This window comes from Amycolatopsis keratiniphila (assembly GCF_000400635.2).
GTDB classification, from domain to species: Bacteria; Actinomycetota; Actinomycetes; order Mycobacteriales; family Pseudonocardiaceae; genus Amycolatopsis; species Amycolatopsis keratiniphila.
In genome coordinates this window covers 2,275,368-2,300,940 of record NC_021252.1, presented here as the reverse complement: position 1 = coordinate 2,300,940, position 25,573 = coordinate 2,275,368, and the positions used below count along the sequence as shown (strand labels likewise).

Sequence of the window (25,573 nt, the reverse complement as noted above, 5' to 3'; positions counted from 1 at the left end):
CCATGTTCATGCTGTCCGCCACCGCGCTCGCGCTGGTGATCGGCGATTGGTGGCGCCCTTACTGATCAGTCGATGGGAGCGCCATAGCGGCAGCCCGAACAATCATGTGGAACGACCGGTCGTGTCCCCCTTCGGGACACCACCTTGGGGCCTGAGCGTCACCCCGCTCTGCAACAGCATTCGCCTGGCGACGCCGAAGCTCAACCGGAATCTCGTCGCCAAATCCTGAATACTCGCCCCTGCCAGGTAAGCCTGGACCAAGCCGGGCGGGGCCGGCGCCCCAGCCGGCCCCGCCTGCCTCAACACCACTCCGGCCGAGAGAAGAGCAGTACGCGTTTTGTAGTAGGTCATTCCGAAACGGGCAGCGAGTTCAGTAATGGTGGCGCCGCCTTCGTACGCGCTCACCAGCTCGGCATCGATCCCGAGCTCGTCTCTCCCGCCACAGGCGTCGGAGCCGTCCGCGCCTGTCATCTCAAGGCCACCACCCCACTCTTGAGCCGACCAGCCCTTCCACGGTCGTACCTGCGCGCCCAAAAATCCAGGTTTATTCGGGTAAATCCCCCACGCGCCGGAACCCGCTCCGGTACCACTTCAGGCATCGATCACTCTGAGACCACCAGGGGACCGACCGGGTGCGCCCACGCACACCGGGCATCAAGGGCGTGACAAGAAATCATGTACGCCTATGTACACCATCGGTTACCGGCTGGTAGGTTCCGGGAATCCAAAACGTGATCCACTTCATGATTCAAAGGGGAGTCATGACCCGAAAGCCCGCTCGCCTGCTGGCCGTCGCGATCGCCCTCATCGTCGGTTTCGCCGCCGCGCCCGCCGCCTCCGCCGCCCCCGCCACCGACCCGTTCTACAGCTACGACGGCAGCGAACCGTTGTCTTCGTACAGCCCCGGCACCGTGCTGAAGACCAGGACGCTCGATTACCACGTCCTCGGCATTTCCACGCCGCTCAAGGTGACCCAGTTGCTCTACCGGTCCACCGACGCGCAGGGGAAGCCGTCCGCCAACGTCACCTCGGTGCTGCGCAGCCTGACCGGCGACAGCACCAAAGCCGTTTCGTACCAATCGTTCTACGATTCACTCAATCCCGAGCACGGCCCGTCGAGGGCGATCGCCGGCGACGTCTCGCTCGGCGGGCTGATCGCCAACGCGGAGTCGCTGTTCATCGCGCCCGCCCTGTTGCTGGGCTACAACGTCGTCATCCCCGACACCGAAGGCCAGAAGGCGAACTTCGCCGCCGGGCCGGAATACGGGACGAACACGCTCGATTCCATCCGCGCCGCGACGAGGTCGCCGGGGACGGGAAATGAACGACAAGACCCGGTTCGGGCTCATCGGCTATTCGGGCGGGGCCATCGCGACCGGCTGGGCGGCCGCGCTCGCGCCGGATTACGCGCCCGAGGTCAACAAGAACCTCGTCGGTTTCACCGAAGGCGGAGTGCTCGTCAAGCCGTCGCACAATCTCAAATACGTCAACGGCAGTGTCGCGTGGACCGGGGTCATCCCGATGGCACTCATCGGGGTCTCGCGGTCGTTCGGCATCGACCTCAAGCCGTACGCGAATTCGTACGGGCTCCAGGTGCTCAAGGACATGGAGAAGGCGTCGATCGTCGACGCGCTCGGCCGTTATCCCGGGCTCACGTGGGAGAAATTCGTCAAGCCCGAGTACACGAATCCGAACAAGGTGCTGCCGTACGTCGAGGCCGTGAACAAGATCAACCTCGGCTCCGCGCCGACGCCCACCGTGCCCGGCTACATCGCGCAGGGCAACAACGGTGTCGTGGAGGGCACTTTCGGCAATCCGCCGGGGATCGGGACCGGGGACGGCGTGATGGTCGCCGGTGACGTGCGCTCGCTCGCCCGGCAGTACTGCGACACCGGCAACAAGTCGATCAAGTACGACCAGTACAACCTGCTGAGCCACGTCGGGGCGGCCGTCGCCTGGGCTCCGCAGGCCATCGGCTGGCTCAACGACCGGTTCGCGGGCAAGGCCGCGCCGTCCAGCTGCGGGAAGATCGCGCCCGGCAACTCCCTCGCCCCGGAGGTGCCGGTCAGCTGACCGCTCGGTCCGTGAAGGCCTCCTTCCCTACTCTGAGAGTGGGGAAGGAGGCCTTCACGGATTTCGGGGACCGGTACGGTGCCGCACGTGACCGAGCACCGCAAGCTGCCGAAGGGGCCGCACAACCTCAGCCGCGACGAGGTCGCCGGAACCCAGCGGGCCCGGCTGATCGACGCGGTTCTGGAGAACACCGGCAAACGCGGCTACGTCGCCACCACGGTCGGCCACATCACCGCCACGGCGGGCGTGTCACGGACCTCGTTCTACGAACAGTTCACCGGCAAACAGGACGCGTTCCTCGCCGCCTACCGCGAGATCACCACCGAGTTCATCGGCCAGGGTGTCGCCGCGGGCGCCAAGGCCGCCACCCCACTGGACGCCGTTGCCGCTTGCTGCGATTTCCTCGTCGACTACGTGCACCGGCGCCCTACCGCCGTCCGCGCCGCGCTGCTGGAGATCTACGCGCTCGGCGACGCGGGGCTCGAAGCACGCGAGAAGACCTTGCGTGCCGGGGAAGCCGTCTTCGACCGGACGGCGGAATGGCTGCGCGCCACCGATCCCGCGCTGCCGTCGCCGCCGCCGTTCACCGCGCGGACCGTCGTCGCCGCCACCATCGAGCTGATCACGCAGGCCATCTGGATCGGCACTCCCGAGGCCTACGGGCAGGCACGCGAAGCCGTCCGCTACACCTGGCTGCTCGGCCTGTTCGGGCACCGCAGCGTCGAGGGCTAGCGGGCGAGGCGCCGGCGTTCGAAGTCGACGATCAGTTTCGGATACCGCCGCGGGAGCAGCCGGACGAGCCGGTCGACGAGTTTCGCGTCGTTTCCGACGAGCACACGCGGTTTCCCCGCTTCGACGCCATCGAGGATGATGCGGGCGGCCTGATCCGCCGGCATCTTCAGCAGCTTTTCGTTGTACACGCGGACGCGTTCCCGCTGTTCGGCGGTCGGCTCGATGCCGCGGGCTTCGGCTTCCTTCAACGCCGCCGAGGCGATTCCGGTCTTGACACCACCCGGGTGGACGACCGTGACCCGCACCGGATGCCTGCCCGCGATCATCTCCGTGCGCAGCGCCTCGGTGAACCCGCGGACGCCGAACTTGCTGGCACAGTAGGCGCTGAGCGTCGGCTGGGCCAGGAAACCGTTGAGGCTGGAGATGTTCACGACCTGGCCGTCGCCGGAGTCGATCAGATGCGGCAGGAAGGCCTTGGTGCCGTTGATGACGCCGAAGAGGTTCACCGCGAGCGTGCGGTCGTACAGCTCCCAGTCGGCGTCTAGCACGGTCTGCCCGCCGCCGGCGATCCCCGCGTTGTTGTAGATCTGGTGCACCACACCGAATTGCCCGGCGACGGTGGTCGCGTACTCCCGCACGGCCTCCCGGTCGCTGACGTCCAGCGTGGCGCCCTGCACTTCCGCGCCGAGGGCCTTGACCTCGGCGACGGTCTCGGCCAGCCCATTTTCGTCCACATCGGACACCGCGAGCCGGGCTCCGCGCCGCGCGAGTTCGAGGGCCAGCTGACGGCCGATGCCGGAACCGGCTCCGGTGACGACGGCGACCTTGCCGCGAACGCCGCTCATCGGGTTTCTCCTGCCGGGTCGAGGGCCACTTCGGCGGTGAGCCCGACGAGCCGCTCCACCAGCTCCGGGGCGATGTGGTGCCCCATGCCGGGGATTTCGACGTAGCGGGAACCCTTGATGGCCTTGGCGGTCGCGCGGCCGCCGCTGTGGTGGACCATGCGGTCGGTGTCGCCGTGGACCACGACCGTCGGGCAGGTGATGCGGCCGAGTTCGGCGGTGCGGTCGCCGCTGGCCTGGATCGCGCCGATCTGGCGGGCGATGCCGCTGCGGGCGCGCCGTCCCCCGGCGCGTTCCCACAATCCCTCGGCCCAGGCCGTTTCGACGTCCTTGTCCAGCGGGAAAGAGGCCGAACCGAGGTGGCCCATCAGCGACAGGTGCCCGGCCACGGACTCCTCGATCGTCTGGGCGGGCCGCCTCGCCATACGCACCAGCGTCGACTTCGCCGGCTGGCCGACGCGGCGATGCCCGGTGGTGGAGAAGATCGACGTCAGCGACAGGACGCGACCCGGGTTCCGGGCGGCGACGGTCTGGGCGATCATGCCGCCCATCGACATGCCGACCAGATGCGTCTTCTCGATGCCCAGATGGTCCAGCAGGCCGACGGTGTCCGCCGCCATGTCGCCCAGGTCGTACGCGCCGGGCAGCGGTTTGGCCAGCAGTTGCCGGAGTTTGCCCGGGTTCGGTGCCTTGATGCGATCCGAACAGCCCGCGTCGCGGTTGTCGAACCGGACGACCCGGAAGCCGCGGCGGGTGAAACCGTCGATCATCTCCCGCGGCCACGACGTGAGGTCCAGGCCGAGACCGGCGATCAGCACCAGCGGCACCCCGTCGGCCGGGCCGTCCTCGCGGTAGCAGAGCCGCGGGCCGCCGGGCAGGTCGGCGAAGCTGTCGGTCACGAGCCCACCGCCTCACGGACCTTGGCGCGGGAGAAGTGCAGCTCGGGATCGGTGATGTCCTCCGCGCGCAGCAGTTTGATGTCCGAGTGGTAGCTCATCGACGTCAGCCACGGCATGCGGTCACCCTGCCGGGGGAGCTGGTCGAGCGCGCGCTGCACGTATCCGGCGGCGAAGTCCAGGAACGGCTTCGTCGGCATGTCCGGGTCGGCGAGGACGGGGCGGCAGACGTCGTAGCCATGGGTGTCCATATGGGTCAGCAGACGGCAGAAGTGCTCGCACAGCAGGCCGATCTTGAGCGTCCACGACGAGTTCGTGTAGCCGATCGCGAACGCGGCGTTCGGCACGTCGGAGAGCATCATTCCCTTGTACGCGACGGTTTCCGGCAGGATCACCGGTTTACCGTCGACGCTGAGCTTCGCCCCGCCGAACACCTGCAGGTTCAGGCCGGTGGCGGTGACGATGATGTCCGCCTCCAGCTCGCGCCCGGATTCGAGCCGGATGCCCTTCTCGGTGAAGGTCGCGATCTTGTCGGTGACGACGTCCGCCTGCCCCTTGCGGATCGCGGCGAACAGGTCGCCGCCGGGCACGGCGCACAGCCGCTGGTCCCACGGGTCGTACGGCGGGTTGAAGTGCTCGTCGACCGGATAGTCCTTGGGAAGCTGCTTCTTGTTGACGTACCGGATGAGCCCGCGGGCGGTCTTCGGGAACTTCTGGCAGAACTGCCAGACCGCGAGCCCCTTGCGGATGTTCTTGCGGCGGGTGAGCGCGTACGCCCGCTCGTCGCCGAGGATCTTGCGCAGGCCGTTCGCGATCTTGTCCTCGCGCGGCACCGGCATCACGTAGGTCGGGGTGCGCTGCAGCATCGTCACGTGCGCCGCGGTGCCCGCCATCGCCGGGACCAGGGTGACCGCGGTGGCGCCGCTGCCGATCACGACGACGCGTTTGCCCGCGTAGTCGAGGTCCTCCGGCCAGTGCTGCGGATGCACGATCGTGCCGGCGAAGCGGTCACGGCCCTCGAAACGCGGGGTGAATCCCTCGTCGTAGCGGTAGTAGCCGCCCGCGTTGAACAGCCAGCCCGCGCTGAGGCGGGTGCGCTCGCCGGTGTCGGTCCGCTCGATCTCCAGCAGCCAGCGCGCCTCGTCACTCGACCAGGCGGCCGAGAGCAGCTTGTGGTGATAGCGGATGCTGGGCTCGATGCCGTTCTCGGTGATCGTCTCGCGCAGGTACGACAGGATCCGGGGCGCGTCGGCGATCGACTGCTTGTCCCGCCACGGCTTGAACTCGTAGCCGAAGGTGTGGAGGTCGGAGTCGGAGCGGATGCCCGGGTAGCGGAACAGGTCCCAGGTGCCGCCGGACGTGCCGCGGGCCTCCAGGATGGCGAACGTCTTGCCCGGGTTCTCGGTCTTCAGGTAGCGCGCGGCCCCGATCCCGGAAATCCCGGCACCGATGATGACCACGTCGAGGTGCTCGACGGGTGTGCTCGTCGTCATGCGGTACTCCAGCCTCGTCTCGGTTCTCTCCACGATGCGGGTGCGGCGGGGATTTGCGCTAGCACTATCTGCACCATCATCATGCATTCATGGTGCAAAGTGCCGCATCGCCCTGGCCGACGCTGTCCCCCGAGGCCCGTGACCTCTTCCGGCAAGGCGCGGAAATCGTGCTGCATCCGCGCGCCGAATGGATCGAGGAGCTGCACGAAGCCTCCCTCGGCGGGGACAGCATGCGCGCGGTCGCCGAGGACCCCGTGCTCACCGAGGGGACCAAACGCGCGAACCTGGCGAATCTGCTGCACTGGGCGGCCGCCAACGTGCAGCGTCCCGGCGAACGCGTCTCCGCCAACCTGAACCAGGAGGTGCTCGACGGCGCCCGCGACATGGTGCGCCGCGGCTTCGACTCCGGCGGCCTCGACGCCTACCGGCGGGCGCAGGGAGTGGCCTGGCGCCGGTGGATCGAGATCTGTTTCGACCTCACGTCGGATCCGGTGCTGCTCCGCGAACTGCTCGACGTCTCGTCGCTGTCCATCACCACGTTCATCGAGGACACCGTCTCCGCGGTGTCGGAACGGATGGCCGCCGAACGCACGGAGCTGACCCGCGGCGCCCACGCCGAGCGGCGGGCGACGGTCACGCTGCTGCTGGAAGGCGCGCCCATCAGCCGCTCGCGTGCCGAAGCCCAGCTCGGCTACCCGCTCGCCGGCCCGCATACGGCCGCGATCGTCTGGAGCGGCTCGGTCACCCCGTCGTCGCAGCAGCTCGAAACCGCCGCGGAAACGCTCATGCGGGCCAGCGGCGCTTCACACCGGCTGACCGTCGTCGCCAGCGCCGCCGCGTTGTGGGTCTGGCTGCCCGGCCGGACACCGCCGCGCACGGACCGGCTCGCCGAAGACCTCGCGCCGCATCCCGACGTCCGGGTCGCGCTCGGGCGGCCCGGCAGCGGCATCGACGGGTTCCGCCGCAGCCATCTGGACGCCGCCGCCACCCAGCGGATGCTCGCCCGGCTCACCTCGCCGCGGCAGATCGCGCGGTACCAGGACATCCAGCTGCTCGTGCTGCTCACCGGCGATCCCGCGCAGGCGGACGAGTTCATCGCCGACACCCTCGGCGAACTCCGGCACGCCGACACCGAGACCCGGGAGACCGTGCGGACCTACGTGCACGAACTGGGCAACACGACGCGGACCGCGGAACGGCTCTACACCCACCGCAACACCGTCGTCCGGCGGCTGGCGCGGGCCGACGAACTGCTCCCCCGGCCGTTGGCGGAGAACGCGGTGGACGTGGCCGTCGCGCTGGAAACGTTGCGGTGGCTGGGAAGCGGCGCTTGACCCGTCAGGAGAACGGCAGGTCCAGGTTCCGGAGCATGGCGCGTTGTTCCGCGGTCAGCTCGCCCTCGACGGTGATGGTGAACGGCGGGGTTTCCTCGCGAGTGCGCAGAAAGCCACCCCAAGCGATCCCCAGGTTCGCCAGCCCGGTCAGGGAACCGATGGACATGCAGATGACCTCGAAGGCCCCCATCTCCCCCGTGTCCCGCGACCCGGCGAGGCTGATCGTCGCGGACCGCGCCACGTCGACGTCGTCGCGAAGCCAGCTGTAGAACTCGGTCAGCGCTTGTTCGTCGCCGGCGGCGTTGATCGTCAGCTCCATGGGGCCTCCCTCGAACGTGCTATGCCTCCCAGTCGTGGCCCCGGCCCGGCGCGTAACACGTTCGGCGCACTCAACGCCTCGTCGTGATGCGGGTGAAACCTCTAGATTGGCGGCATGGTTTCCACCGCCGAGAAGGCCACGCGGCTGCAGGAGTTGCACGCCGCCCCCGAACTGCTGCTCGTCGTCAACGTCTGGGACGCGATCACCGCGAAGGTCGTCGCCGAAACCCCTGGCACCCAGGCGCTCGCCACGCCGAGCCACGGTATCGCCGCCGCCCGCGGCTACCCCGACGGCGAGGTGATCCCCCGCGACGAAATGATCTCCGAGGTCGCCCTGGTCGTCCGCGTGGCCGGCGATCTGCCGGTCACCGCCGACCTGGAAGCGGGCTACGGCGACCCGGGCGGCACGGTCGCCCGCGCGATCGAGGTCGGCGCGGTCGGCTGCAACCTCGAAGACCAGATGAAGCCGCTGGCCGAGTCCGTCAAGGCCGTCGAGGCCGCGGTCGCCGCCGCTCAGGCCGCCGGTGTCGACTTCGTGCTCAACGCCCGCACCGACGCCTTCCTCCGGGCGGGCGACCGCGACCCCGAGGAGGTGCTGGCCGACGCGATCACCCGTGGCCGCGCGTACCTGGACGCGGGCGCGTCGAACGTCTTCGTGCCCGGCAAGCTCGACGAGACCCAGGTCGGCAGGCTGGTCGAGGCGCTGGGCGAGCGCAAGGTGAACCTGATCGGCGTCCCGGGCTCGATCCCGCTGGCCACCGCGCAGAAGCTCGGTGTCTCCCGCGTGTCCTACGGGCCGTTCAGCCAGAACGTCGCGCTCACCGCGCTGGCGAAGCTCACCGAGGACGTCTACGCCGGCGGCGGCCTGCCCGCCGACATGCGCAAGCTGAACTGAGCGGGCCGGAGCCCGTCGAAGTAGGGTCCCTTCCATGGTGCGCGGTGTCGGCCGGACGGAAGGGACCCTGCTGGCCGGCGCGGTGCTCGCGGCACTCGTGGCGACCGGCGTCCAGGCGAAATCCCCCGGCACGTGGCTGCTGGAAGTCGTCTGGGTGCTGATCGGGCTGCCGCTGGTGGTGGCGCTGCGCAAACGCTTTCCCTTGACCCGTTTGCTCTGCTGGCTGCTGGTGCTGCACGCGTTCGTGCTGTGTTACGGCGGGCAGTACACCTACGCCGAGACCCCGGCCGGGGAGTGGTTTCAGGCCTGGATGGGCACCCAGCGGAACAACTACGACCGGTTCGCCCACTTCGTCCAGGGTTTCGTCCCCGCGATCGCCGTCCGCGAAGTGCTGCTGCGGCGGACGCCGCTGCGCCCCGGCGGCTGGGTAGCGTTCCTGACCGTCTGTGTCTGCCTGTCGATCGCCGTCGGCTTCGAACTGGTGGAGTGGTCCAGCGCACTCGTCGCCGGTTCGGGTGCGGACGACTTCCTCGGCACCCAAGGGGACATCTGGGACACCCAGTGGGACATGTTCCTCTGCCTGTGCGGCGCGGTGCTTTCTTTGCTGGTCTGGCGCGGAATTCACGACCGGCAGCTGGCCGGGCGATAGCCGGGCCCATGGCCTCCCGAGGCGGCAGATACGGTCGTCGTCATGAATTTGCGAGCCGCGGCGGTGCGGCGTAAACCGGTCGCCGACCTGATCACCGAGAGTGATCACGGCACGCTGAAGCGCTCCCTCGGTCTCGGTCAGCTGACCATGCTCAGCATCGGTGCGACGCTGGGCAGCGGGATCTTCGTCGTCCTCGGCGAGGCGGTGCCCGTGGCCGGCCCCGCGGTCGTGCTGTCGTTCGTGCTGGCCGGCGTCACCGCGCTGTTCTCGGCGCTCTCCTACGCCGAACTGGCCGGCATGATCCCGGTGTCCGGTTCGTCCTACTCCTACGCGTACGCCACGCTCGGCGAGCTGGTCGCGTGGGTCTGCGGCTGGTGCCTGGTGCTCGAGTACGGCGTCTCGGTGGCGTCGGTCGCCGTCGGCTGGGGGCAGTACCTCAACGAGCTGCTGCGGCTGACGTTCGGTTTCGCCATCCCCGACGCGCTGAGCCAGCCGCCGGGGTCGGGCGGGATCGTCAACGTCCCGGCCATCGTCGTCGTGCTGCTGGCCATGTTCCTGTTGCTGTCCGGGGCGAAGGAGAGCGCGCGGGCCAACGCGATCATGGTCGTGATCAAGGTCGGCACGCTGGTCCTGTTCTGCGCGATCGCGTTCTCGGCGGTGCGGGCGGCGAACTTCACCCCGTTCCTGCCGCTCGGCCTGGCCGGGCTGAGCGCCGGCGCCGCGAAACTCTTCTTCTCCTACATCGGTTTCGACGCGGCGTCCACGGCGGGCGAGGAGGCGAAGAACCCGCAGCGTGACCTGCCGCGGGCGATCCTGCTCTCGCTCGCCATCGTCACCGTGCTGTACTGCCTGGTCGCCGTGGCCGCGGTCGGCGCGTTGCCGTGGCAGGAGTTCGACGGCCAGGAAGCCGCGCTCTCGCATGTGCTCGGCGTCGTGGCGGGCAACCCGGTGTGGGCCGGACTGCTCGCCGTCGGCGCGATCGTGGCCATCTCCAGTGTCGTGCTGACCGTCCTCTACGGACAGACGCGGATCCTGTTCTCGATGTCCCGTGACGGCCTGGTGCCCGCCTCGCTGTCCAAAGTGGATCCCAAAAGCGGCACGCCGCGGATCAACACCCTGGTGGTGTCCGGATTCGTCGCGACGCTGGCCGCGTTCGTCCCGCTCGGGAAGCTGGCGGACGCCACCAGTATCGGCACGCTCTTCGCCTTCGGGCTGGTGAACGTCGCCGTGCTGCTGCTGCGAAAGCGGCAACCGGAGGCACCACGTTCGTTCCGGGTGCCGTTCTCCCCCGTCACGCCGATCCTCGGGGTGCTGTGCTGCGGCTACATGATGCTCAGCCTCGACGGCGCCACCTGGATCGTCTTCGCCGGCTGGATGGCGCTCGGTCTGCTGATCTACTTCGGTTACAGCATGCGCCGATCCCGGCTGGCCGCGGAATAGCCCGTTCGCCGCCATAATTCCTAGCCTGTCCAGCCGCAGTACGGGCCGGATCATTGAAGTGACGGTGATCGATAGGGGACACTTCCGTCCGACCACGGAAAACCCTACCGTGAACCGAGGAATTCATGCGCCGAAATCGCATTACCGTGCTGACCGCGTGCCTCGTCCTGTCCCTCTCCCCATTCGCCGTCCCCGCCGCCGCGCAAGAGACGGCGGCGCCCTTCTGTTATGAAGAACCCGTACAACCGAAAGCCGATGTAAGTGACATAAAGGCCGGTTTCCAGTCCACGAAGTGGCTTCAGACGATCCAGGCCGTGTACCAGCGGCGCTGGCCCAGCGGTGAGGCCCTCGCGATCGCCCAGGCCAAGGACAAGTACTTCAGCCAGTTCGTGAACAAGACCAGCTTCAACGCGCTCGCCGAATCCCTGATGGTGGCGATCCACGAAGAGACCCACATGTGGGATCTGGATCCGTCGAGAACCTCGTGGGACGTCTACGTCTCCGCCTGGATCGACGCTTCCCGCAAGGCGATGAAGGTCCCGATCCACGGCGGATTCCCCCGCCGCGAAATACTCCCGCTGATCACGGACGATCTCACGCGGTCGATGGACGACATCTACCTGCGCGGCCAGCAGCAGGGTTCGTACCGGATGCAAGGTGTCATCGCGGAACTCAACGCCGGGCTGATGGGATTGCCCGCGGCGACCGTCGTCGCCGAGTACATCCAAGGGGTGGGCGCGAGCAATTCCCGCGACATCGCGGCCACGAACCTGCGCTACCTCCAGCTGTACCTGCGCGTCGCCAAGACGAAGCATCCCGATTACTGGGCCAAGATCAAGGCACAGCCCGAATTGCGCCAGTTCGTGCTCATCGAGTTCCTTCGGACGGCCTACTGGCTGGATCAGTCCGCCCCCCACGCCGCCAAACTCGGCAGCGCGGACGTGGCCAAGATCGTCGCCAAGAACTACGCACCGGAGAACATCGCGATCATCGAGGAGTTCACCGGCGCCAAGGTGAACACGGGCACGGCCAGGAACTGCACGGTCTGACCCCGTGCACGGCTCGCCGGTGACGGGCCCCGTCACCGGTGAGCCGTCCCGTCACGGCACGAACACCGGCTGGTCCAGCGCCCACAGCCAGGAACCGTCCGGCTGACGGCGGGCGACCTCGACGGTCATCTCACCGGTGGTCAGCGTGGACGCCGTGAGCGCGAGGTCCCCGCTCACCAGCGCCGGGTGCTGCCTGCCCGGCAGGAGTTCCGGCGCGGCCGCGACGAACTCCTCGTACACCTTGCGGATCTCCGCGTGCCCGGTCGCGACGTTGCCCGGCGGGAACGCCAGCACCGCGTCCGGTTCGTACAACGCCACCAGCCCGTCGACATCGCCCGCGTTGCCTCGTTCGATGAAGAACCTGCCCAGATCGTTCGGCTCAGTGGCCACAGTCCTGCTTGTCATGGGGATGAGCTTCGCAGCGAATACACGACATCCTGTGTCGTGTATTCCGCTAGAGTTTTCCCATGCGCGCCGACCGGCTGGTCTCACTGGTGTTGCTGTTGCGGCACCGGGGCAGGCTGTCCGCGACCACGCTCGCGCGCGAGCTGGAGGTCTCGACCCGCACCGTGCTGCGCGACATCGAAGCGTTGTCCGCGGCGGGTGTCCCGGTGTACGCCGAACGCGGCAGGAACGGCGGTTTCGCGTTGCTGCCGGGTTTCCAGACCGAGCTCACCGGTCTGAACCACGACGAGGCGCTCGCGCTGCTGATCGCGGGATCGCGGCGCGGCGCGCAGGCGTTCGGCCTCGGTTCCGCGCTCGCCTCGGCCATGCTCAAGGTGATCGACGCGCTGCCGGAAGGGCAGCGGGACACCGCGGCGGGCGCGGCCCGGCGGCTGCTCATCGACCCGGAGACCGATCTCCTCTCGCGCCGCGTGGTCGCCGAAGAGGTGCCCGACGCCATCGTCGCCGAGGTCCGGCGCGCGGTGTTCGCCGGGCACAAGCTGCGCATCCACTACGCGGCCTCGGGTCAGGCGGCGCGGTGGCGCACGGTGGACCCGATCGGCCTGGTCACCGTCCGGGATCAGGGTTACCTGCTGGCCACGAGATCCGGTGAGGACCGGACTTACCGGCTGTCCCGGCTGCGAGCCGCCGAGGAACTCCCCGAACCCGCGCAACGATCGGAGCGGGTCGATCTGGACCGGACCTGGCAGGAACGCAGCACGCGGTTCCGGTCCGGCGGGGATCAGGTCGCGGTCGAGGTGCGGGTGGATCCGGCTCGGCGTGATCAGCTGGTGAGCACCGCGCTGGCCGTCCTCGCGGAGGAGACCGAGGAGGACGGCAGGCTGAGGCTGGCGGTGACCTTCCAGGACGCGCGGCACGCCGAATGGGCGCTGTGGCAGCTCGCCGCGGACGCGGAAGCCCTTGGCCCGCCTTGGTTACGCGATTCCTTGCGGGACAGGGCGGCGGCGATCACGGCCCGGTACCCCGTGAGACAAAAGTCAAGTTGAGCCCGCAGGTCGGGGCGGGATAATCCGATCATGACGAACGCCGCCCCGGGCCGGGCAGCCACGAGTTTCCGTGTGCTGCTGAAGGGTTACCGCGTCCGCGCCGAACTCACGCAGGAGGAGCTCGCCGAGGGGTCCGGGGTGAGCGTCCGCGCCATCAGCGACATGGAGCGGGGGATCGCCAAAAGCCCGCAGCGCCGCACGATCGAAGCGCTCGCCGCGCCGCTGTCCTTGACCGACGAGGAGCTGACCGGCCTGCAGAAGGCCGCGAGGCAGGGCCGTGCCCCCTCGCCCGAAATCCACAAGACGTACCTGATCGGCGTTCTCCCGGCGGACGTCGACGACCTCACCGGACGAGAGAACGATCTCGACGCGTTGCGCGCCCTTTCCGCGGATCTGTGCGACGGCAGGCGCCGGTCGGGACGGGTCGCGATCCTGAGCGGGCCACCCGGGACCGGCAAGACCACCCTCGCGGTCCGAGTCGCGCACAACCTCGCCGAAGAGTTCCCCGACGGGACACTTTTCCTCAAGCTGCGCGGAATGTCCGCCGAACCGGCGAACCCGGCGGACCTGCTGCACCTGATCTTGCGCTCGCTGGGCGTCGACGCCGTCCGCATCCCCGCCGACCCCGAGGACCGGGCGGGCCTGTGCCGGTCGCTCCTGCGGGATCGGGCGACCCTGATCGTCCTGGACGACGCGGCCGACGAAGCCCAGGTCCGTCCGCTGCTGGTCGGCGGACCGCGTTGCCTCACCCTGGTCACCAGCCGCCAGATGCTGGTGGGGCTGGAATGCGCGAGCAGGCTCCCCCTCGACGTGTTCGGCGAACACGACGCGATCGCCCTGCTGTCGGCCATCATCGGGGCGGGCCGCGTCGCGCGCGAACGGCAGGCGGCGCTCGAACTGGTCGAGCTGTGCGGCAGGCTGCCGCTGGCGCTGCGGATCGCCGGCAACCGGCTGGCGAGCCGTCCGACGTGGCCGCTGTCGCGTCTGGTGGACCAATTGCGCGATCGCGGCCGACGGCTGACCACCCTGACCGCCGGCGATCTCTGCGTGCGCAGCGTGTTCGAACTGTCGTACCGCCAGCTCAGCCCGAACGCCGCCGCGGTGTTCCGGCGGCTGTCGCTCGTCCCGGCGGCCGACTTCTCGGTGGGCGCCGCGATGGCACTCGTCGAAGCCTCCGACGAAGACGACGCCGCCGTCTTCCTGGAGGAACTGGCCGACGCGAGCCTGCTGCAGACGTCACAGGAGAACGGGCGGTACCAGTTCCACGACCTCCTGCGGGTCTTCGCGACCGAACGGCTCGCGCTGGAGGAATCCCCCGAAGTCGTCACCGCGGCGGAGAAGCGGCTGGCCGACTGGCTGGTGCGCACCGCGACGGCGGCGGGCCGCTATTTCCACCCGAGCGACGGGGTGAGCCCGCTCCCGGTCGCCACGCCGTCGTTCGGTGATCACACCGGCGCGGGCAGATGGCTCGAAGTCGAGCTGAAGAACTGGCTCGCCGCGGTCAAAAGCGTCGCCGCGCGCGGCGAGCACCGGCCGGTCCTCGACCTGGCCGAGTCGATGCACTGGTATTCGGAGATCGGCGGGACCGCGAGCGTCTGGTACGACGTGTTCGAACTCGCCGTGAACTCGGCCATCGCGCTCGGCAGCAAACGGGACGAGGCGGTGCACCGGAACTATTTGTCCTGGGTGCAGGCTTCGCTGCGCGACCGGGCCGAAGAATCGATCCGGATGGCCCGGCTGGCGTGGGACGCCGCGCTGGAGGCGGGCGACCCGCGCGAACAGGGCTGGGCACGGGTGTACCTGACGAGCGCCCATGCCCGCGACACCGGCAGCACGACGTCGCCGGAGCTTTTCGACGAAGCCGTGCGACTGTTCGAGGAAGCCGGTTACCCACTCGGAGTCCATGTGGCACGGACGATGCGGGCCTCCTATCGGTTTCGGACCGGCCGGTTCGCCGACGCCGCCGAGGAGTTCGATGTCTGTGTCCGCTATTTCGCGCAGGAGCACGGCGGCACGCGGACCCCGGTGGACGACACGAACTACGCGTACGTGCTGCTGCGTTCGGCACAGAACCTGGCCGCGCTGGACGCGCCCGATCGGGCGCTCACCCAGTGCGAAACGGCGCTCGGCCTGTTCCGGCGGCACGGAGCGACCATGGGCCAGGCCCGCGCGCTGCAGGAGACCGGGCGGCTCCTGCGCCGCCAGGGCGACCACGCGAACGCGCACCGCCGCTTGTCCGAAGCCGGGGAACTCTACGAACGCATCGGGCTGACCCAGGCCCAGATCGACACGCTCGGCGAACGAGCGGCGCTGGCCGACGAGATGGGCGATCCGGGGTCGGCCCGCGCGGACCGGGAACGCGCTCGTGGTCTCGGTGATCGGGTCGGAGGGCTCCCGTGACCGTGGCACGCCGAGGCCGGATGGGGATCGGGGGGCAGCGGCCGATCGGCCGGTATCCCGCCGGCCTCGGCGTGTGTGTCGTCGGGGACGACGTCGGTTCGGAGACCGATGGGCGTGTCCGGATCCCTCGGTTCCGTGTCGCCGCTGAGCGACTGGCATCAACGTAGGCCGGTGGGCGGGGGGGTTTCTGCCGGTTTCGGGGTTATGCGGACGGGGTCAGCTCCGGTAAACCCTCGACTGCTGCAGGTCCACGGTGTTGGGGTGGATGACTTCTCGTAGGCCGCCGGCGGTCGGGCGCATAGTGATCGTCTTTCTGGAGTCGGAGGTCTCCGTCGTGGAGGAAGTGGACGGTCCTGAGGATCTCGGCTCGGCCTTCGATGGGCTGACTTGAAATCCACACGGTCGTGCGTGATCGATCCGGTCACGGTGGGTCGGCGGTCAGGGATGGATGAGGATGGCTTTGGGGCGTGCTGGACTGTGTGGGTTTTGGGACGTCAGATGTCCCGAAATCCACACGGTCACCGGTGCTGGGCATGCCGAGGGGCCCGTCGCCTGGGTGGCTGGCGGGCTCCTCGGGGGTTCAGACGTGATGCAGGGTGTTGCGCCGGGGTTTTCGGAGCGGATCTCGGTATTGGGGTGGGATGAACTCCGGTAACCCGTCGGCCGCCATGCGTACTTCCCAGTCACCGTGGTGAATCAAGCGGTGGTGGAAACCGCAGAGCAGCACGAGGTTTCGGAGGTCGGTGGGTCCGCCGTCTGCCCAGTGCTCGATATGGTGAGCGTGGCAGTTCTTGGGCTTCCGATGACATCCCGGGAAGGCGCAGCCTCCGTCGCGGATGTTCAGTGCGCGTCTCTGGCCGGGCGTGACGAACCGTCTGAGCCGTCCCATATCCAGCGGCTCACCCGAGCCGCTCATCACGACCGGCAACATCAGGCAATCGCAGGCGGCCAGCCGCGCCTCGCGGGCGGTCATCGTCCCGACGAAGTCGAGACACGCGGTCCCGAGACCCGATTTAAGTTCCTCAAGCCCGATGGTGACGTGCACCAACGTCCGGTAACCACTGGTGCCGGGCTGGTCCGGGCAGGCGATCGCCATATCCAGAAGCTCAGCCCAGGCGTCTCCCATGCGCTCGCACTTCATCCGCAGATCCGCTTGGCCGAACTCGCCGACGGGGCGGGGCTGGGCATGCGCCTCCAACGCGGCTGCCGTGCGAGCCCCGGTCTCATCGTCCAGGAGACCGGTGAGTTTCCAGAAGCCGTCTTTCCGGCGTTCCAGGGTGATTTCGCGGCGTGGTTCCTTGGGCTCTGGATCCTTCGGCTCGTTGCCGTCGGGGTTGAGCCAACCCATCAGTTTCGTCTCGGCCTTGGAGAGTTGCCGGGGTCCGGCGTTCGGGGCCAGCTCGGCCAGAATCTTCTCCGCACTGGCCCGATCTCCAGCGGAGGTGTCGGCAGGGAGCCGTTTCAAGATCTCCAGGATCTGATCGATCCGCTCATCCCCGACCAACCCCTGAGCGGCAACCGCGGCGGTGCACGGAGCGACAGGCGGAACCTCGGTGCCGTCCAAGGCCCGGGTGGGGTTCAGGGCAAGGGCCCGCTTCACCACCGCGCCCGCTTCGCCCCGCGACAACCCGGCCATCTCTGCGAACCAGCTAGCCGTACTTCCATGCCCGTATAAGTCTTTGACGCCACGAGACTCGATCTCCGTCAGGAACCGCCCCAAACAAGCGGTCGCCATTCGAATTACCTGCAAGGACTGCTGCACGCCATGGGCAAGCTCCAGCTTGCCGGCGCGCCACAGCTCCTGCGGCAGTTCGGGGAGGAAGGTCTCGGACACCCCTCAATAATACCGTAAATCCATCGAACATGTGTTCGTAATTTTAAGCAACAAGCGAACCGCACGAACAACACCGAAGGGTGAATCGGCCCCGAAGCCCATTCACCCTCGGCGAAATTCCGCAGAACCGACTCAACTCCCAAGCCGCCTAGGAGCCGCACTACCGCTGTACTCCCCAAGCCCCGCAACCAACTCCGCCACATCCGGCACGTCTCGGAACCGCCGCCGATGCACATCGGCGATCTTCGCGCCGATTTCCGGATCCGGATCGTCGGTGACGTCGTACGACACGAACCGGTCGATCAACGGCAACCCGGCCCGGTCCATCGCGAGATGTGCCGGGTGATTCATGTACTGCTCGTATCCCTCGATGTCTTCGAGGACGGTGACGGCGCCGTAGTCGAATTCACCACCGAAATCGGGTCCGACGACGCGTGCTTTGATCGCGGGAATAGCGTTGATGTGCTCGCCCATCTGCGCGAGACCCGCCGCTTTCTCCTCTTCGGAGACCCCCGGCTTGAGCGTGAACCGGATGCAGTGGTAGATCATCGGACGGCCTCGAAAGCCGCGGCGTAATCGCGGGCGAAATCGGTGACGTCTCGCGCGGGGTTTCCGGTCAGATCGGCGACGGACGTGTGCACCTCGGCGGCTTCGCCTCGGGCGTAGTGGGCGTAGTCCTCGATGAGACCGTCGACCTGCCACGGCGGGAGCAAACCGTTCAGCGCGGCGGCGAACTGATCGGCGGACGTGTCGTGGAAGACGACGCTCCGTCCCGTGACCATCGACAGTGCGTCGGCGATCTCGGTGTGGGTCACGGCGCGGGGGCCGGTCAGCGTGTAGGTCCGGCCGGTGTGCCCCGCATCGGTCAGCACGACCGCGGCGGCGGCCGCGATGTCCCTCGTGTCGATCGCGCTGACGGCGGCGTCGCCGATGGGCGCGGCGATGAACCCTTGCGCGATGGTGCGCGAGAAGCCGAGCAGCGCTTGCAGGTACAGGTTGGGGCGCAGCACGGTGTGATCGATCCCGAGTTTCCGGACGTATTCCTCGACTTCCGCGTGCCAGCGCAGGAATCGCACCGGCGAGTCCGCGTTCGCCGCGTACTGCGAGAGCAGCACGAGCCGCTTCACGCCGGCGTCCCGGGCCAGGTCGGCGAACCGGATCTGGTGTGTGGCGGCGTCGGCCGCGGAGGGGCTGTTGAGGAAGGCCGCGTCGACGCCTTTCAGTGCAGCCGCAACGGATTCCGGGTCACGCAGGTCGGCGACGACGGTCTCGGCGCCGGGCACAGAACGTCCGGGGTCCCGGGTCATGGCGCGGACGGCGACTCCGCGGGCCAGCAGGGCGGGGATCAATGCGGATCCGACGGTTCCGGTCGCGCCGGTCACCAGCACGGTGTCCATTGTGGAGTTTCCTTTCCTGGTGGAGGTCAACGTTTCGCGGAGACAAGCGATACCGCGAGGGCGATGACGACGAAGGCGGCTTCGCCGAGGAATGCGGTCGTGAACGAGATGTCGCCGTGTGTTCCGGCGGCGCCGATGGCGATTCCGGCGAGCGCGGCGAGCCCGACCGCACCGCCCAGTTGCTGCGCGGCGTTGACCAGTCCGCTGAGCAGACCCGCTTCGCCGTCCGCGCTGTCGCGGACCGCCATCGCGGTGGCGTTGACGGCACCCAGCCCGAGCCCGGTGCCGATCAGCAGGAACGCGCCCAGCAAACTCGCCGAGAAGCCGCTGGTCGTCGGATCCCAGGCCAGCCACAGGAAACCGGCGAGCAGGACGGTCAGGGCGGTCGGCAGCGCGCGGCCGGGCCCGACGCGTTTCGCCAGCATCGGCGCGAGGACACTGCCGACGATGATCATGACGGCGAGCGGGAGCTGGGTCATCCCGGTCGCCAGCGGGCTCATCCCGAGCGCGTCCTGCTGGTACTGGGGCAGGAAGAAGAACAGGCTCGTCAGGGTCCCGCCGATCAGCACCATCACCAGGTTCGCGGTGACCACCGGTTTCCGGCGGAACACCCCGAGCGGGACCAGGGGCCGCGCGGAACGCCGTTCGACGACCACGAACGCCGCCAGCGAAACGAGCCCCGCGGCGAGTCCGATGATCGTGCCGAGCGCGGTCCAGCCCGCGTCCGAGGCGGAGACCATGCCCAGCGCGAGCCCGGAGATCCCGACGGTGATCGTGACGGCGCCCAGCGCGTCGAACCGGCCCGGCCGTCCGGGCACCGGCGCCACCGCCCGCCACACGACGAGCGCGCCGACGACGCCGAACGGCACCGGTGCCACGAACACCGCCTGCCAGCCGAGCAGTTCGGTCAGGGTTCCGCCGAGGAAGACACCGGCGAGGCTGCCCGCCCCCGCGACCGCGCCCCAGACCCCCATCGCCCGGGTGCGTTCCGCGGGCGACGGGTAGAGGCCGAGCACGAGCGAAAGCGCGGCGGGCATCAGGACCGCGGCCCCGATCCCCTGCCCGATCCGCCCGGCGATCAGCATCCCGCCGCCGGTGGCCAGCGCGCAGAAGGCCGTCGCCGCGAGATAGGCCGCCATTCCGGCCAGGAACACCTTCCTGGCCCCGAGCACGTCGGCGAGGCGGCCGCCGAGCAGCAGCAGACCGGCGAAGGTCACCAGATAGCTGTCCACGACCGCGGTGAGCTCGGCGGCGGTCAGCCCCAGACCCTGCCGGATCCTGGATCCGGCCAGGTTGACCATCGCGGCATCGAGGATGACCAGGAACATGGCGCTCGCCAGGCCGGCCATCGCCACCCCGCGCGAGACCCGTCCCGTCTCTCGTACTGTCATGCCGCAACGATCGCGCGGTCCCGCCTTCGCTCGCGTCGGCGACAATCACCTAGTTCGTCTCGCTAGGGTTCGGGCCATGCCCACGACGTCCTCCCGTCCGCTCGTCGGCAGGCGCGACGAGATCGATCGCCTCCTCGTCCTGGTCCGCGCGGCGGCCCGGGGCGAGGGCGGGGTGCTCGTCCTCCGCGGTGAGCCGGGGATCGGCAAGAGCGCGCTGCTGGACCACGTCGGAGAGGCGACCGCGGGGGAATTCCAGCTCATCCGCGCCTCCGGGTCGGAATTCGAGGGCGAACTGCCGTTCGCGGCGCTGCACCAGCTGTGCGTTCCGGCGCTGGCGCACCTCGACACGCTGTCGGCTCCGTACCGCGAGTCCCTCCTCGTCGCCTTCGGGCTGGCCGACGGCGCGCCGGACCCGTTCCGGGTCGGCCTCGCCGCGCTCGAACTGCTGTCGACCGCCGCCGGGACGCGTCCGCTGCTGTGCCTGGTCGACGACGCGCATTGGCTCGACACCGCCTCGGCGAGGGCGTTGACGTTCCTGGCGAGGCGGATCGCGGCCGAGCCGATCGCGATGGTGTTCGCCGCCCGCGACCGGGATCCGGTCCGCGGGCTGGACGAACTGCCCGGGCTGACGATCGGCGGTCTGAGCGACGCGCACGCGCGTGCCGTGCTGGCCGGCGAGAAGACCGTGACGCTGGACGAGCGGGTGCGTGACCGGCTGCTCGCCGAGGCACGCGGCAACCCGCTCGCCCTGATCGAACTGCCGAAGGCGGGTGGTTTCGCACTGCCGGAGCCGTCGCCGGTCGCGAGCCGGATCGAGCGCAGTTTCCTGGCCAGGATGACGGAACTGCCCGTGGACGCGCGACGGCTGCTGATCCTCGCGAGCGCCGATCCCACCGGCGACCCAGCCCTGCTGTGGGCGGCCGCGCGGCGGCTGGACATCGCAGTGCCCGCCGCGAGCGCCGCCGCCGAGGCGTCCGGGCTGATCCGGTTCGACACGCGGGCGCGCTTCTGCCATCCGCTGGCGCGGTCCGCCGCGTACCGCGCGGCCGAGCCGGAGCAGCGCCATGCCGCGCATCGCGCGCTGGCCGAGGTCACCGACCCGGAAACCGCCGGGGACCGGCGGGCCTGGCACCGGGCCCAGGCCACCACCGGGCCGGACGAAGAGGTCGCGGCGGAGCTGGAGTTGTCGGCGTCGCGGGCGCAGGCGCGCGGTGGCGTGGCGGCCGCCGCCGCGTTCCTCGAACGGGCGGCGGCGCTTTCGCTCGATCCCGCCAAGCAGACAGAGCGCACCCTCGCGGCCGCGCGGACGACGCTCGAAGCGGGCGGGACGGACGCGGCGGCGGATCTGCTGGCCAGCGTCGACACGGAGACACTGGATGTGCCGCAGCACGCTTCCGTCGAACTGCTGCGCGGGCGGATCGCGTTCGTCCAAGGCGCGGAGGGAGCCGTGCGGGGGCCGGAACTCATTTTGCGGGCGGCCCAACGGCTCGCCCCCGTCGATCCGGAGCGAGCGCGCGAGTTCTTCGTCGCGGCACTGGAAATGGGGCTCGTCGTCGGCAGAGCCGCGGGAGTGCTGGATCGTGTCCTCGACGCGGCCCGCTCGGCGCCTCCGGGGCCGCCGGACCTCCTCGACGCGCTCGTGCGGCTGACCACCGAAGGACACCACGCCGGTGTGCCCGCGCTTCGCCGGGTTCTCACCGGCGACGACGACGGCTGGACCAGGACGCCTGCCCTGGCCACCGTGCTCGCAGGCGAACTGTGGGACATCGAACTGCACGCGACGATCGTCGACTGGCTCGTGCGGACCGGGCACGACACCGGATCGCCGATGACCATCCGGCTCGGCCTGTCCCAGGTGGCGCTGCACGCGGTGCTCACCGGGAACTTCGGCCGGGCCATGGCCGCGATCGCGGAGGAAGAGGCGATCGCGGACGCCGTCGGCGACGCGCCGCAGCTCTACCCGCGAGTGCATCTGGCGGCCATGCGCGGCCGCCGCGAGGAAGTGCTGGACCTGTTCGCCCAGGCGACGACGCGGGGCAACGGCCAGCTGACCGCGAACGCCCACTGGGCGACCGCGGTGCTGTACAACGGTCTCGCCGACTACCCCGCCGCGCTGGACGCGGCGACCCGTGCCGTCGCGAGCGGAGATCTCTTCCTCACCGGCATCGCGCTGCCCGAACTCGTGGAAGCCGCGGTGCGGTGCGGCGAGCCCGCCGTCGCCCGGTCGGCGCTGGACTCCTTGACCGAACGCACGGAGCCCGCCGGAACCGCCTTCGCCCGCGGAATCGCGGCGGCCACGCGGGCCTTGGTCAGCGACGCGGAGGCCGACCACCTGGAAGCGCTGGGGCATCTGGAAAACGGCCCGCTCGCGGTACACCTGGCGCGGGCGCATCTGCGGTACGGCGAGTGGCTGCGCCGCGAGGGACGCCGTCGTGAGGCCCGCGAACACCTGCGCACCGCGCACGAACGGCTGTCGGACATCGGGCTGGAGGCGTTCACCCGGCGGGCCGCCGACGAGCTGCGCACGACCGGGGAGGTCGCGCGCAGCCGCACCGGACGTTCCTACGACCACCTGACGATGCAGGAGACGCATATCGCGCGCCAGGTCGCCGCGGGCGCGACCTCGAAGGAGGTGGCCACGCGCCTGTTCCTCAGCCCCCGCACGGTCGACGCCCACCTGCGCAACATCTTCCGCAAGCTCGGCATCACCTCGCGCAGGCAGCTGAGGGACATGCCCGATCTTCTCGACGCCGGGGTCACTTCTTGACCGGGTAGGCCAGCGGCGCACACGAGTGGCAGCTCAGACCGGGATGTCGCCCGCTGTCCCCCATTGGGTGGTGAACAGGTTCAGGCCGTACCAGGTCCCGTTCGACGGGCGCCACACCACGAAGTCCGCCCGCGGGTCGCCGCCGAAGTCGCCTCCCATCGGCACGTCGCCCGCCACACCCCATTGCTGGGTCGCGATACCGAGCACGTACCAGACGCCGTTACCGGGCCGCCAAACGGCGAAATCGGAGCGGCCGTCCGCGTTGAAATCGCCCGCCACCGGAATGTCGCCCGAGACGCCCCATTGCTGGGTCGCGATTCCCCGTACGTACCAGACGCCGTCACTCGGCCGCCAAACGGTGAAGTCGGCGCGTCCGTCCGCGTTGAATCCCCGCGACCGGAACGTCACCGGCCACACCCCATTGCACGGTGGCGATACCCAGCACGTACCAGGTCCCATTACTCGGCCGCCAGACGACGAAATCGGAGCGGCCGTCGCCATTGAAATCGCCGGTCAGCGGAACGTCGCCGGCCACACCCCACTGCTGGGTCACCACCGCGCCGTTGCTGCTCTGGATGATGTACCAAATACCGTTGCCCGGCCGCCAAACGGCGAAGTCGGCCCGGTGGTCACCGTCGTAGTCGGCGGCGACCGGAACGTCGCCCGAGACGCCCCACTGCTGCGACACCACGCTGCCGTTGCTGCTGCGGATCACATACCAGACACCGTTGCCAGGGCGCCAAACCGCCTTGTCGGCGAACCCGTCGCCGTCGAAGTCCGCGGCGGTCTTCTGCGACGAGGGCGAGGCGGCGATACGGAAATCGCCTTCGTCCGCCGCCGCCCCGGGCGCCACGAGCAGACCGGCGAGCAGACCGGCCAACGCCGTCCCCAGCCGAATGGATCTTCGCATTTTGCTCGAACCTCTTTCCGTTCGGTGGATGCACTCTTCCCAGTTCGCGCTTTTTGACCGAAGATACGCACCGGGACCGTTCCACCCTGACACCGACGGGATGGCCTTGTCAGCAAGGTTTCCGTCCAGTGGACCGCGCGAGGGGATTTCAATGGAGACCAAGAGAAGACCGAGAAGCGTCCTCGAAGGTGCTTTCACCCTATTGGATGCCTTGGTACGGCATCAAGGTGAAGCGGGATTGACCCAGCTGGCGAATTCGTGCTCGATACCGAAAGCGACGGCACATCGATTACTCGAGCAATTGACCGCACTGGAGGTTGTCCAACGCAGCGAAAGCCGCTATCGCGTCGGCGCGCAGGCATTCCGGCTCGGCCAATCGTGGCAACCCTATCCGCGCCTGCTGGAGCTGGCCCGCGGCGAACTCCGGCGCCTCACCGCGGCCACGCGAGCCAGTTCGGTGCTCGCCGTGCCCTGCGACGGGCACATCCTGATCGCCGCCGCCAGCCTCGCCCGGCCGGAGGACCACCGCCTTTTCCGACCCGGATCGACCGTGCCGCAACGCATCGGCCGCTTCTGCCCCGTGTGGCAGGCGGAACACGGACTCGTCGCCGTCGAAGCGGCCATCACGTTGCCGACCGGCCGGGCGGTCGGTTCGATCGCGGCCGTGCTCGCGCCGCCGCAGCCGCTCGCCGCACTGTCCGACACGGTCGCCCGGGCCGCTCGCACCCTCGGCGCGGCACTGGTGCGCAAGGCCGACCCCGTGTCGCCGATGTCCCTTTGAGCGCGCTCGTGACAGAACGCCTGCCCATGACAACCTCCGCCGCCCGCGAACGTCTTGCACCTCAGGAAGAACCACTACCGAAACCTGGGGAACGCATGAAGAGACTTTCCGCCATCCTGACCGCGATACTGGTGATGCTCGCCTTGACACCTGCCACGCCCGCCGGCGCGACGACCCGCTTCGGCCGGGAGCTCGAAGCCCGCATCGCCCGCGCCCAGGCCTATGCCGACAGCAGGCCCGGTGACACCGGGATCGTCCTGCGGGACCGCTGGACCGGCGCCGTCTACCGGAGCGCGGACGCCGGGACCCTCATCTGGGCCTGCTCCACGCCGAAGCTGGCCATGGTCGTCGATCTGTTGCTGCGCAACGACTCCGGCGCCGTCCAGCTGACCGCGGAGGACCGGGAGCTGATGCGCCGCATGCTCGACTCCAGCGACGACGCCGCCGCTCACACCCTGTGGACCCGCTACGGCGGGGAGGCCGAGTTCGCGAAGCGCTTCCCGTCCTACGGGATGACCGACATGCGGTTCACCGACCAGCACCCGCATCACTGGGGCTGGATCCTGACCACCGCGAACGACCTGGACCGGCTGGTCAACTACGTCCTGACGAAGCTGCCCCGCCATCACCGCGACTACATCGTCCACGAGATGCGCACCGTCGACGCCAACCAGCAGTGGGGCGTCTGGGGCGCCGGGCCCGCCGCCCGCCCCGGCAACAAGAACGGCTGGTCCGACGACAACGACGACGGCTCCTGGATCATGAACTCGGTCGGCTTCGTCGGGCCGCACGAGCGGTACACCCTCGCGCTGATGAACAACACCAAGGTCATCCAGAACGGCTACGAAACCGGCCAGGAGACCACCACCAAGATCAGCGAGATCCTGTTCAAGGGCTATTTCAAGGGCTGACCGCGGCGCG

The 25,573-nt window shown here is 69.1% G+C and carries 24 protein-coding genes and 1 pseudogene; 13 read left to right on the top strand and 12 right to left on the bottom strand.

Annotation, left to right across the window (positions count from 1 at the left end):
• Nucleotides 1-102: 102 nt before the first annotated feature.
• Nucleotides 103-351, bottom strand: coding sequence for a helix-turn-helix domain-containing protein (locus AORI_RS84750; protein ID WP_420806986.1), 249 nt, complete (start codon nucleotides 349-351; stop codon nucleotides 103-105).
• Nucleotides 352-1,193: 842 nt separating this feature from the next.
• Here AORI_RS84750 and AORI_RS84555 point away from each other — a divergent pair.
• The 3 genes and pseudogenes from AORI_RS84555 to AORI_RS51715 form a co-directional block, all read left to right on the top strand.
• Nucleotides 1,194-1,250 (top strand): annotated as a pseudogene (locus AORI_RS84555) (hypothetical protein); the annotation flags it as partial.
• 70 nt (nucleotides 1,251-1,320) lie between these two features.
• Nucleotides 1,321-2,073 carry a lipase family protein gene (locus AORI_RS84550; RefSeq protein WP_016332527.1) on the top strand — a complete coding sequence of 251 codons (753 nt, stop codon included), beginning with the start codon at nucleotides 1,321-1,323 and terminating at the stop codon, nucleotides 2,071-2,073.
• 87 nt (nucleotides 2,074-2,160) lie between these two features.
• Nucleotides 2,161-2,805: a TetR/AcrR family transcriptional regulator gene (locus tag AORI_RS51715; protein WP_123798349.1), complete on the top strand. Its 645-nt coding sequence runs from the start codon at nucleotides 2,161-2,163 to the stop codon at nucleotides 2,803-2,805.
• Here the strand turns inward: AORI_RS51715 and AORI_RS51710 are convergent.
• Genes AORI_RS51710 through AORI_RS51700 form a run of 3 tightly spaced genes read right to left on the bottom strand, consistent with a single transcriptional unit; the run spans nucleotide 2,802 to nucleotide 6,036 of the window.
• Entirely contained in the window at nucleotides 2,802-3,650 is an 849-nt protein-coding gene (locus AORI_RS51710; protein ID WP_016332525.1) for an SDR family NAD(P)-dependent oxidoreductase, read from the bottom strand. The two genes, AORI_RS51715 and AORI_RS51710, sit on opposite strands and share 4 nt — an antisense overlap.
• Nucleotides 3,647-4,546, bottom strand: a complete 900-nt coding sequence (locus AORI_RS51705; protein ID WP_016332524.1) for an alpha/beta fold hydrolase — start codon at nucleotides 4,544-4,546, stop codon at nucleotides 3,647-3,649. The genes AORI_RS51710 and AORI_RS51705 overlap by 4 nt, the downstream gene beginning before the upstream one ends.
• Nucleotides 4,543-6,036, bottom strand: coding sequence for a flavin-containing monooxygenase (locus AORI_RS51700; protein WP_016332523.1), 1,494 nt, complete (start codon nucleotides 6,034-6,036; stop codon nucleotides 4,543-4,545). Before AORI_RS51700 ends, AORI_RS51705 begins: the two co-directional genes overlap by 4 nt.
• An 89-nt stretch (nucleotides 6,037-6,125) precedes the next feature.
• Here AORI_RS51700 and AORI_RS51695 point away from each other — a divergent pair, with 89 nt between their 5' ends.
• A complete protein-coding gene (locus AORI_RS51695; protein WP_016332522.1) occupies nucleotides 6,126-7,370 on the top strand; it encodes a PucR family transcriptional regulator in 1,245 nt (414 codons plus the stop codon).
• Between the two features lie 4 nt (nucleotides 7,371-7,374).
• Here the strand turns inward: AORI_RS51695 and AORI_RS51690 are convergent, their stop codons facing one another.
• The gene (locus AORI_RS51690) at nucleotides 7,375-7,689 is read right to left on the bottom strand and encodes an effector-associated constant component EACC1 (RefSeq protein WP_016332521.1); all 315 of its coding nucleotides are present in this window, start codon (nucleotides 7,687-7,689) and stop codon (nucleotides 7,375-7,377) included.
• A gap of 114 nt (nucleotides 7,690-7,803) precedes the next feature.
• Here AORI_RS51690 and AORI_RS51685 point away from each other — a divergent pair, with 114 nt between their 5' ends.
• From AORI_RS51685 to AORI_RS51670, 4 genes are all read left to right on the top strand, one after another.
• Nucleotides 7,804-8,583, top strand: coding sequence for an isocitrate lyase/PEP mutase family protein (locus tag AORI_RS51685; protein ID WP_016332520.1), 780 nt, complete (start codon nucleotides 7,804-7,806; stop codon nucleotides 8,581-8,583).
• Nucleotides 8,584-8,617: 34 nt separating this feature from the next.
• Nucleotides 8,618-9,232 carry a DUF2238 domain-containing protein gene (locus tag AORI_RS51680; protein WP_016332519.1) on the top strand — a complete coding sequence of 205 codons (615 nt, stop codon included), beginning with the start codon at nucleotides 8,618-8,620 and terminating at the stop codon, nucleotides 9,230-9,232.
• A 42-nt stretch (nucleotides 9,233-9,274) separates the two neighbouring features.
• Nucleotides 9,275-10,672 (top strand): amino acid permease, encoded by a 1,398-nt coding sequence (locus AORI_RS51675; RefSeq protein WP_016332518.1) that lies wholly within the window; start codon nucleotides 9,275-9,277, stop codon nucleotides 10,670-10,672.
• 314 nt (nucleotides 10,673-10,986) lie between these two features.
• Nucleotides 10,987-11,721: a hypothetical protein gene (locus AORI_RS51670; RefSeq protein WP_016332517.1), complete on the top strand. Its 735-nt coding sequence runs from the start codon at nucleotides 10,987-10,989 to the stop codon at nucleotides 11,719-11,721.
• A gap of 51 nt (nucleotides 11,722-11,772) precedes the next feature.
• Here AORI_RS51670 and AORI_RS51665 read toward each other — a convergent pair whose 3' ends face one another.
• Nucleotides 11,773-12,111, bottom strand: coding sequence for a YybH family protein (locus AORI_RS51665; protein WP_016332516.1), 339 nt, complete (start codon nucleotides 12,109-12,111; stop codon nucleotides 11,773-11,775).
• 77 nt (nucleotides 12,112-12,188) lie between these two features.
• Between AORI_RS51665 and AORI_RS51660 the strand changes: the two genes are divergently transcribed.
• The gene (locus AORI_RS51660; RefSeq protein WP_016332515.1) at nucleotides 12,189-13,172 is read left to right on the top strand and encodes a helix-turn-helix transcriptional regulator; all 984 of its coding nucleotides are present in this window, start codon (nucleotides 12,189-12,191) and stop codon (nucleotides 13,170-13,172) included.
• Nucleotides 13,173-13,202: 30 nt separating this feature from the next.
• Nucleotides 13,203-15,572, top strand: a complete 2,370-nt coding sequence (locus tag AORI_RS51655) for an ATP-binding protein (protein WP_016332514.1) — start codon at nucleotides 13,203-13,205, stop codon at nucleotides 15,570-15,572.
• 580 nt (nucleotides 15,573-16,152) lie between these two features.
• Here AORI_RS51655 and AORI_RS51650 read toward each other — a convergent pair.
• From AORI_RS51650 to AORI_RS51635, 4 genes are all read right to left on the bottom strand, one after another.
• A complete protein-coding gene (locus AORI_RS51650) occupies nucleotides 16,153-17,406 on the bottom strand; it encodes an HNH endonuclease signature motif containing protein (protein WP_016332513.1) in 1,254 nt (417 codons plus the stop codon).
• Between the two features lie 132 nt (nucleotides 17,407-17,538).
• A complete protein-coding gene (locus AORI_RS51645; RefSeq protein WP_016332512.1) occupies nucleotides 17,539-17,955 on the bottom strand; it encodes a Dabb family protein in 417 nt (138 codons plus the stop codon).
• Nucleotides 17,952-18,803, bottom strand: a complete 852-nt coding sequence (locus AORI_RS51640) for an SDR family oxidoreductase (protein ID WP_016332511.1) — start codon at nucleotides 18,801-18,803, stop codon at nucleotides 17,952-17,954. The genes AORI_RS51645 and AORI_RS51640 overlap by 4 nt, the downstream gene beginning before the upstream one ends.
• Nucleotides 18,804-18,829: 26 nt before the next feature.
• Complete coding sequence (locus AORI_RS51635; RefSeq protein ID WP_043847981.1) at nucleotides 18,830-20,194, bottom strand: MFS transporter; 1,365 nt, start codon at nucleotides 20,192-20,194, stop codon at nucleotides 18,830-18,832.
• 76 nt (nucleotides 20,195-20,270) lie between these two features.
• Between AORI_RS51635 and AORI_RS51630 the strand changes: the two genes are divergently transcribed.
• Nucleotides 20,271-22,961, top strand: coding sequence for an ATP-binding protein (locus AORI_RS51630; protein WP_016332509.1), 2,691 nt, complete (start codon nucleotides 20,271-20,273; stop codon nucleotides 22,959-22,961).
• Between the two features lie 33 nt (nucleotides 22,962-22,994).
• Here the strand turns inward: AORI_RS51630 and AORI_RS84215 are convergent, their stop codons facing one another.
• Both AORI_RS84215 and AORI_RS84210 read right to left on the bottom strand, forming a co-directional pair.
• A complete protein-coding gene (locus tag AORI_RS84215; RefSeq protein WP_228688335.1) occupies nucleotides 22,995-23,369 on the bottom strand; it encodes a hypothetical protein in 375 nt (124 codons plus the stop codon).
• Nucleotides 23,302-23,871, bottom strand: a complete 570-nt coding sequence (locus AORI_RS84210; RefSeq protein ID WP_016332507.1) for an FG-GAP repeat domain-containing protein — start codon at nucleotides 23,869-23,871, stop codon at nucleotides 23,302-23,304. The genes AORI_RS84215 and AORI_RS84210 overlap by 68 nt, the downstream gene beginning before the upstream one ends.
• A gap of 151 nt (nucleotides 23,872-24,022) precedes the next feature.
• On the opposite strand from AORI_RS84210, the gene AORI_RS51620 reads away from it, so the two are divergent.
• Both AORI_RS51620 and AORI_RS51615 read left to right on the top strand, forming a co-directional pair.
• The gene (locus tag AORI_RS51620) at nucleotides 24,023-24,652 is read left to right on the top strand and encodes a helix-turn-helix domain-containing protein (RefSeq protein WP_046199765.1); all 630 of its coding nucleotides are present in this window, start codon (nucleotides 24,023-24,025) and stop codon (nucleotides 24,650-24,652) included.
• A gap of 95 nt (nucleotides 24,653-24,747) precedes the next feature.
• Nucleotides 24,748-25,563, top strand: a complete 816-nt coding sequence (locus AORI_RS51615) for a serine hydrolase (protein ID WP_016332505.1) — start codon at nucleotides 24,748-24,750, stop codon at nucleotides 25,561-25,563.
• Nucleotides 25,564-25,573: the final 10 nt, after the last annotated feature.

Coding starts and splice junctions, on each gene's coding strand:
- AORI_RS84750 (WP_420806986.1), bottom strand. CDS start 351: ATGACCTACTACAAAACGCGTACTGCTCTTCTCTCGGCCGGAGTGGTG.
- AORI_RS84550 (WP_016332527.1), top strand. CDS start 1,321: ATGAACGACAAGACCCGGTTCGGGCTCATCGGCTATTCGGGCGGGGCC.
- AORI_RS51710 (WP_016332525.1), bottom strand. CDS start 3,650: ATGAGCGGCGTTCGCGGCAAGGTCGCCGTCGTCACCGGAGCCGGTTCC.
- AORI_RS51700 (WP_016332523.1), bottom strand. CDS start 6,036: ATGACGACGAGCACACCCGTCGAGCACCTCGACGTGGTCATCATCGGT.
- AORI_RS51695 (WP_016332522.1), top strand. CDS start 6,126: ATGGTGCAAAGTGCCGCATCGCCCTGGCCGACGCTGTCCCCCGAGGCC.
- AORI_RS51690 (WP_016332521.1), bottom strand. CDS start 7,689: ATGGAGCTGACGATCAACGCCGCCGGCGACGAACAAGCGCTGACCGAG.
- AORI_RS51685 (WP_016332520.1), top strand. CDS start 7,804: ATGGTTTCCACCGCCGAGAAGGCCACGCGGCTGCAGGAGTTGCACGCC.
- AORI_RS51680 (WP_016332519.1), top strand. CDS start 8,618: ATGGTGCGCGGTGTCGGCCGGACGGAAGGGACCCTGCTGGCCGGCGCG.
- AORI_RS51675 (WP_016332518.1), top strand. CDS start 9,275: ATGAATTTGCGAGCCGCGGCGGTGCGGCGTAAACCGGTCGCCGACCTG.
- AORI_RS51660 (WP_016332515.1), top strand. CDS start 12,189: ATGCGCGCCGACCGGCTGGTCTCACTGGTGTTGCTGTTGCGGCACCGG.
- AORI_RS51655 (WP_016332514.1), top strand. CDS start 13,203: ATGACGAACGCCGCCCCGGGCCGGGCAGCCACGAGTTTCCGTGTGCTG.
- AORI_RS51645 (WP_016332512.1), bottom strand. CDS start 17,955: ATGATCTACCACTGCATCCGGTTCACGCTCAAGCCGGGGGTCTCCGAA.
- AORI_RS51640 (WP_016332511.1), bottom strand. CDS start 18,803: ATGGACACCGTGCTGGTGACCGGCGCGACCGGAACCGTCGGATCCGCA.
- AORI_RS51635 (WP_043847981.1), bottom strand. CDS start 20,194: ATGACAGTACGAGAGACGGGACGGGTCTCGCGCGGGGTGGCGATGGCC.
- AORI_RS51630 (WP_016332509.1), top strand. CDS start 20,271: ATGCCCACGACGTCCTCCCGTCCGCTCGTCGGCAGGCGCGACGAGATC.
- AORI_RS84210 (WP_016332507.1), bottom strand. CDS start 23,871: ATGCGAAGATCCATTCGGCTGGGGACGGCGTTGGCCGGTCTGCTCGCC.
- AORI_RS51620 (WP_046199765.1), top strand. CDS start 24,023: ATGGAGACCAAGAGAAGACCGAGAAGCGTCCTCGAAGGTGCTTTCACC.
- AORI_RS51615 (WP_016332505.1), top strand. CDS start 24,748: ATGAAGAGACTTTCCGCCATCCTGACCGCGATACTGGTGATGCTCGCC.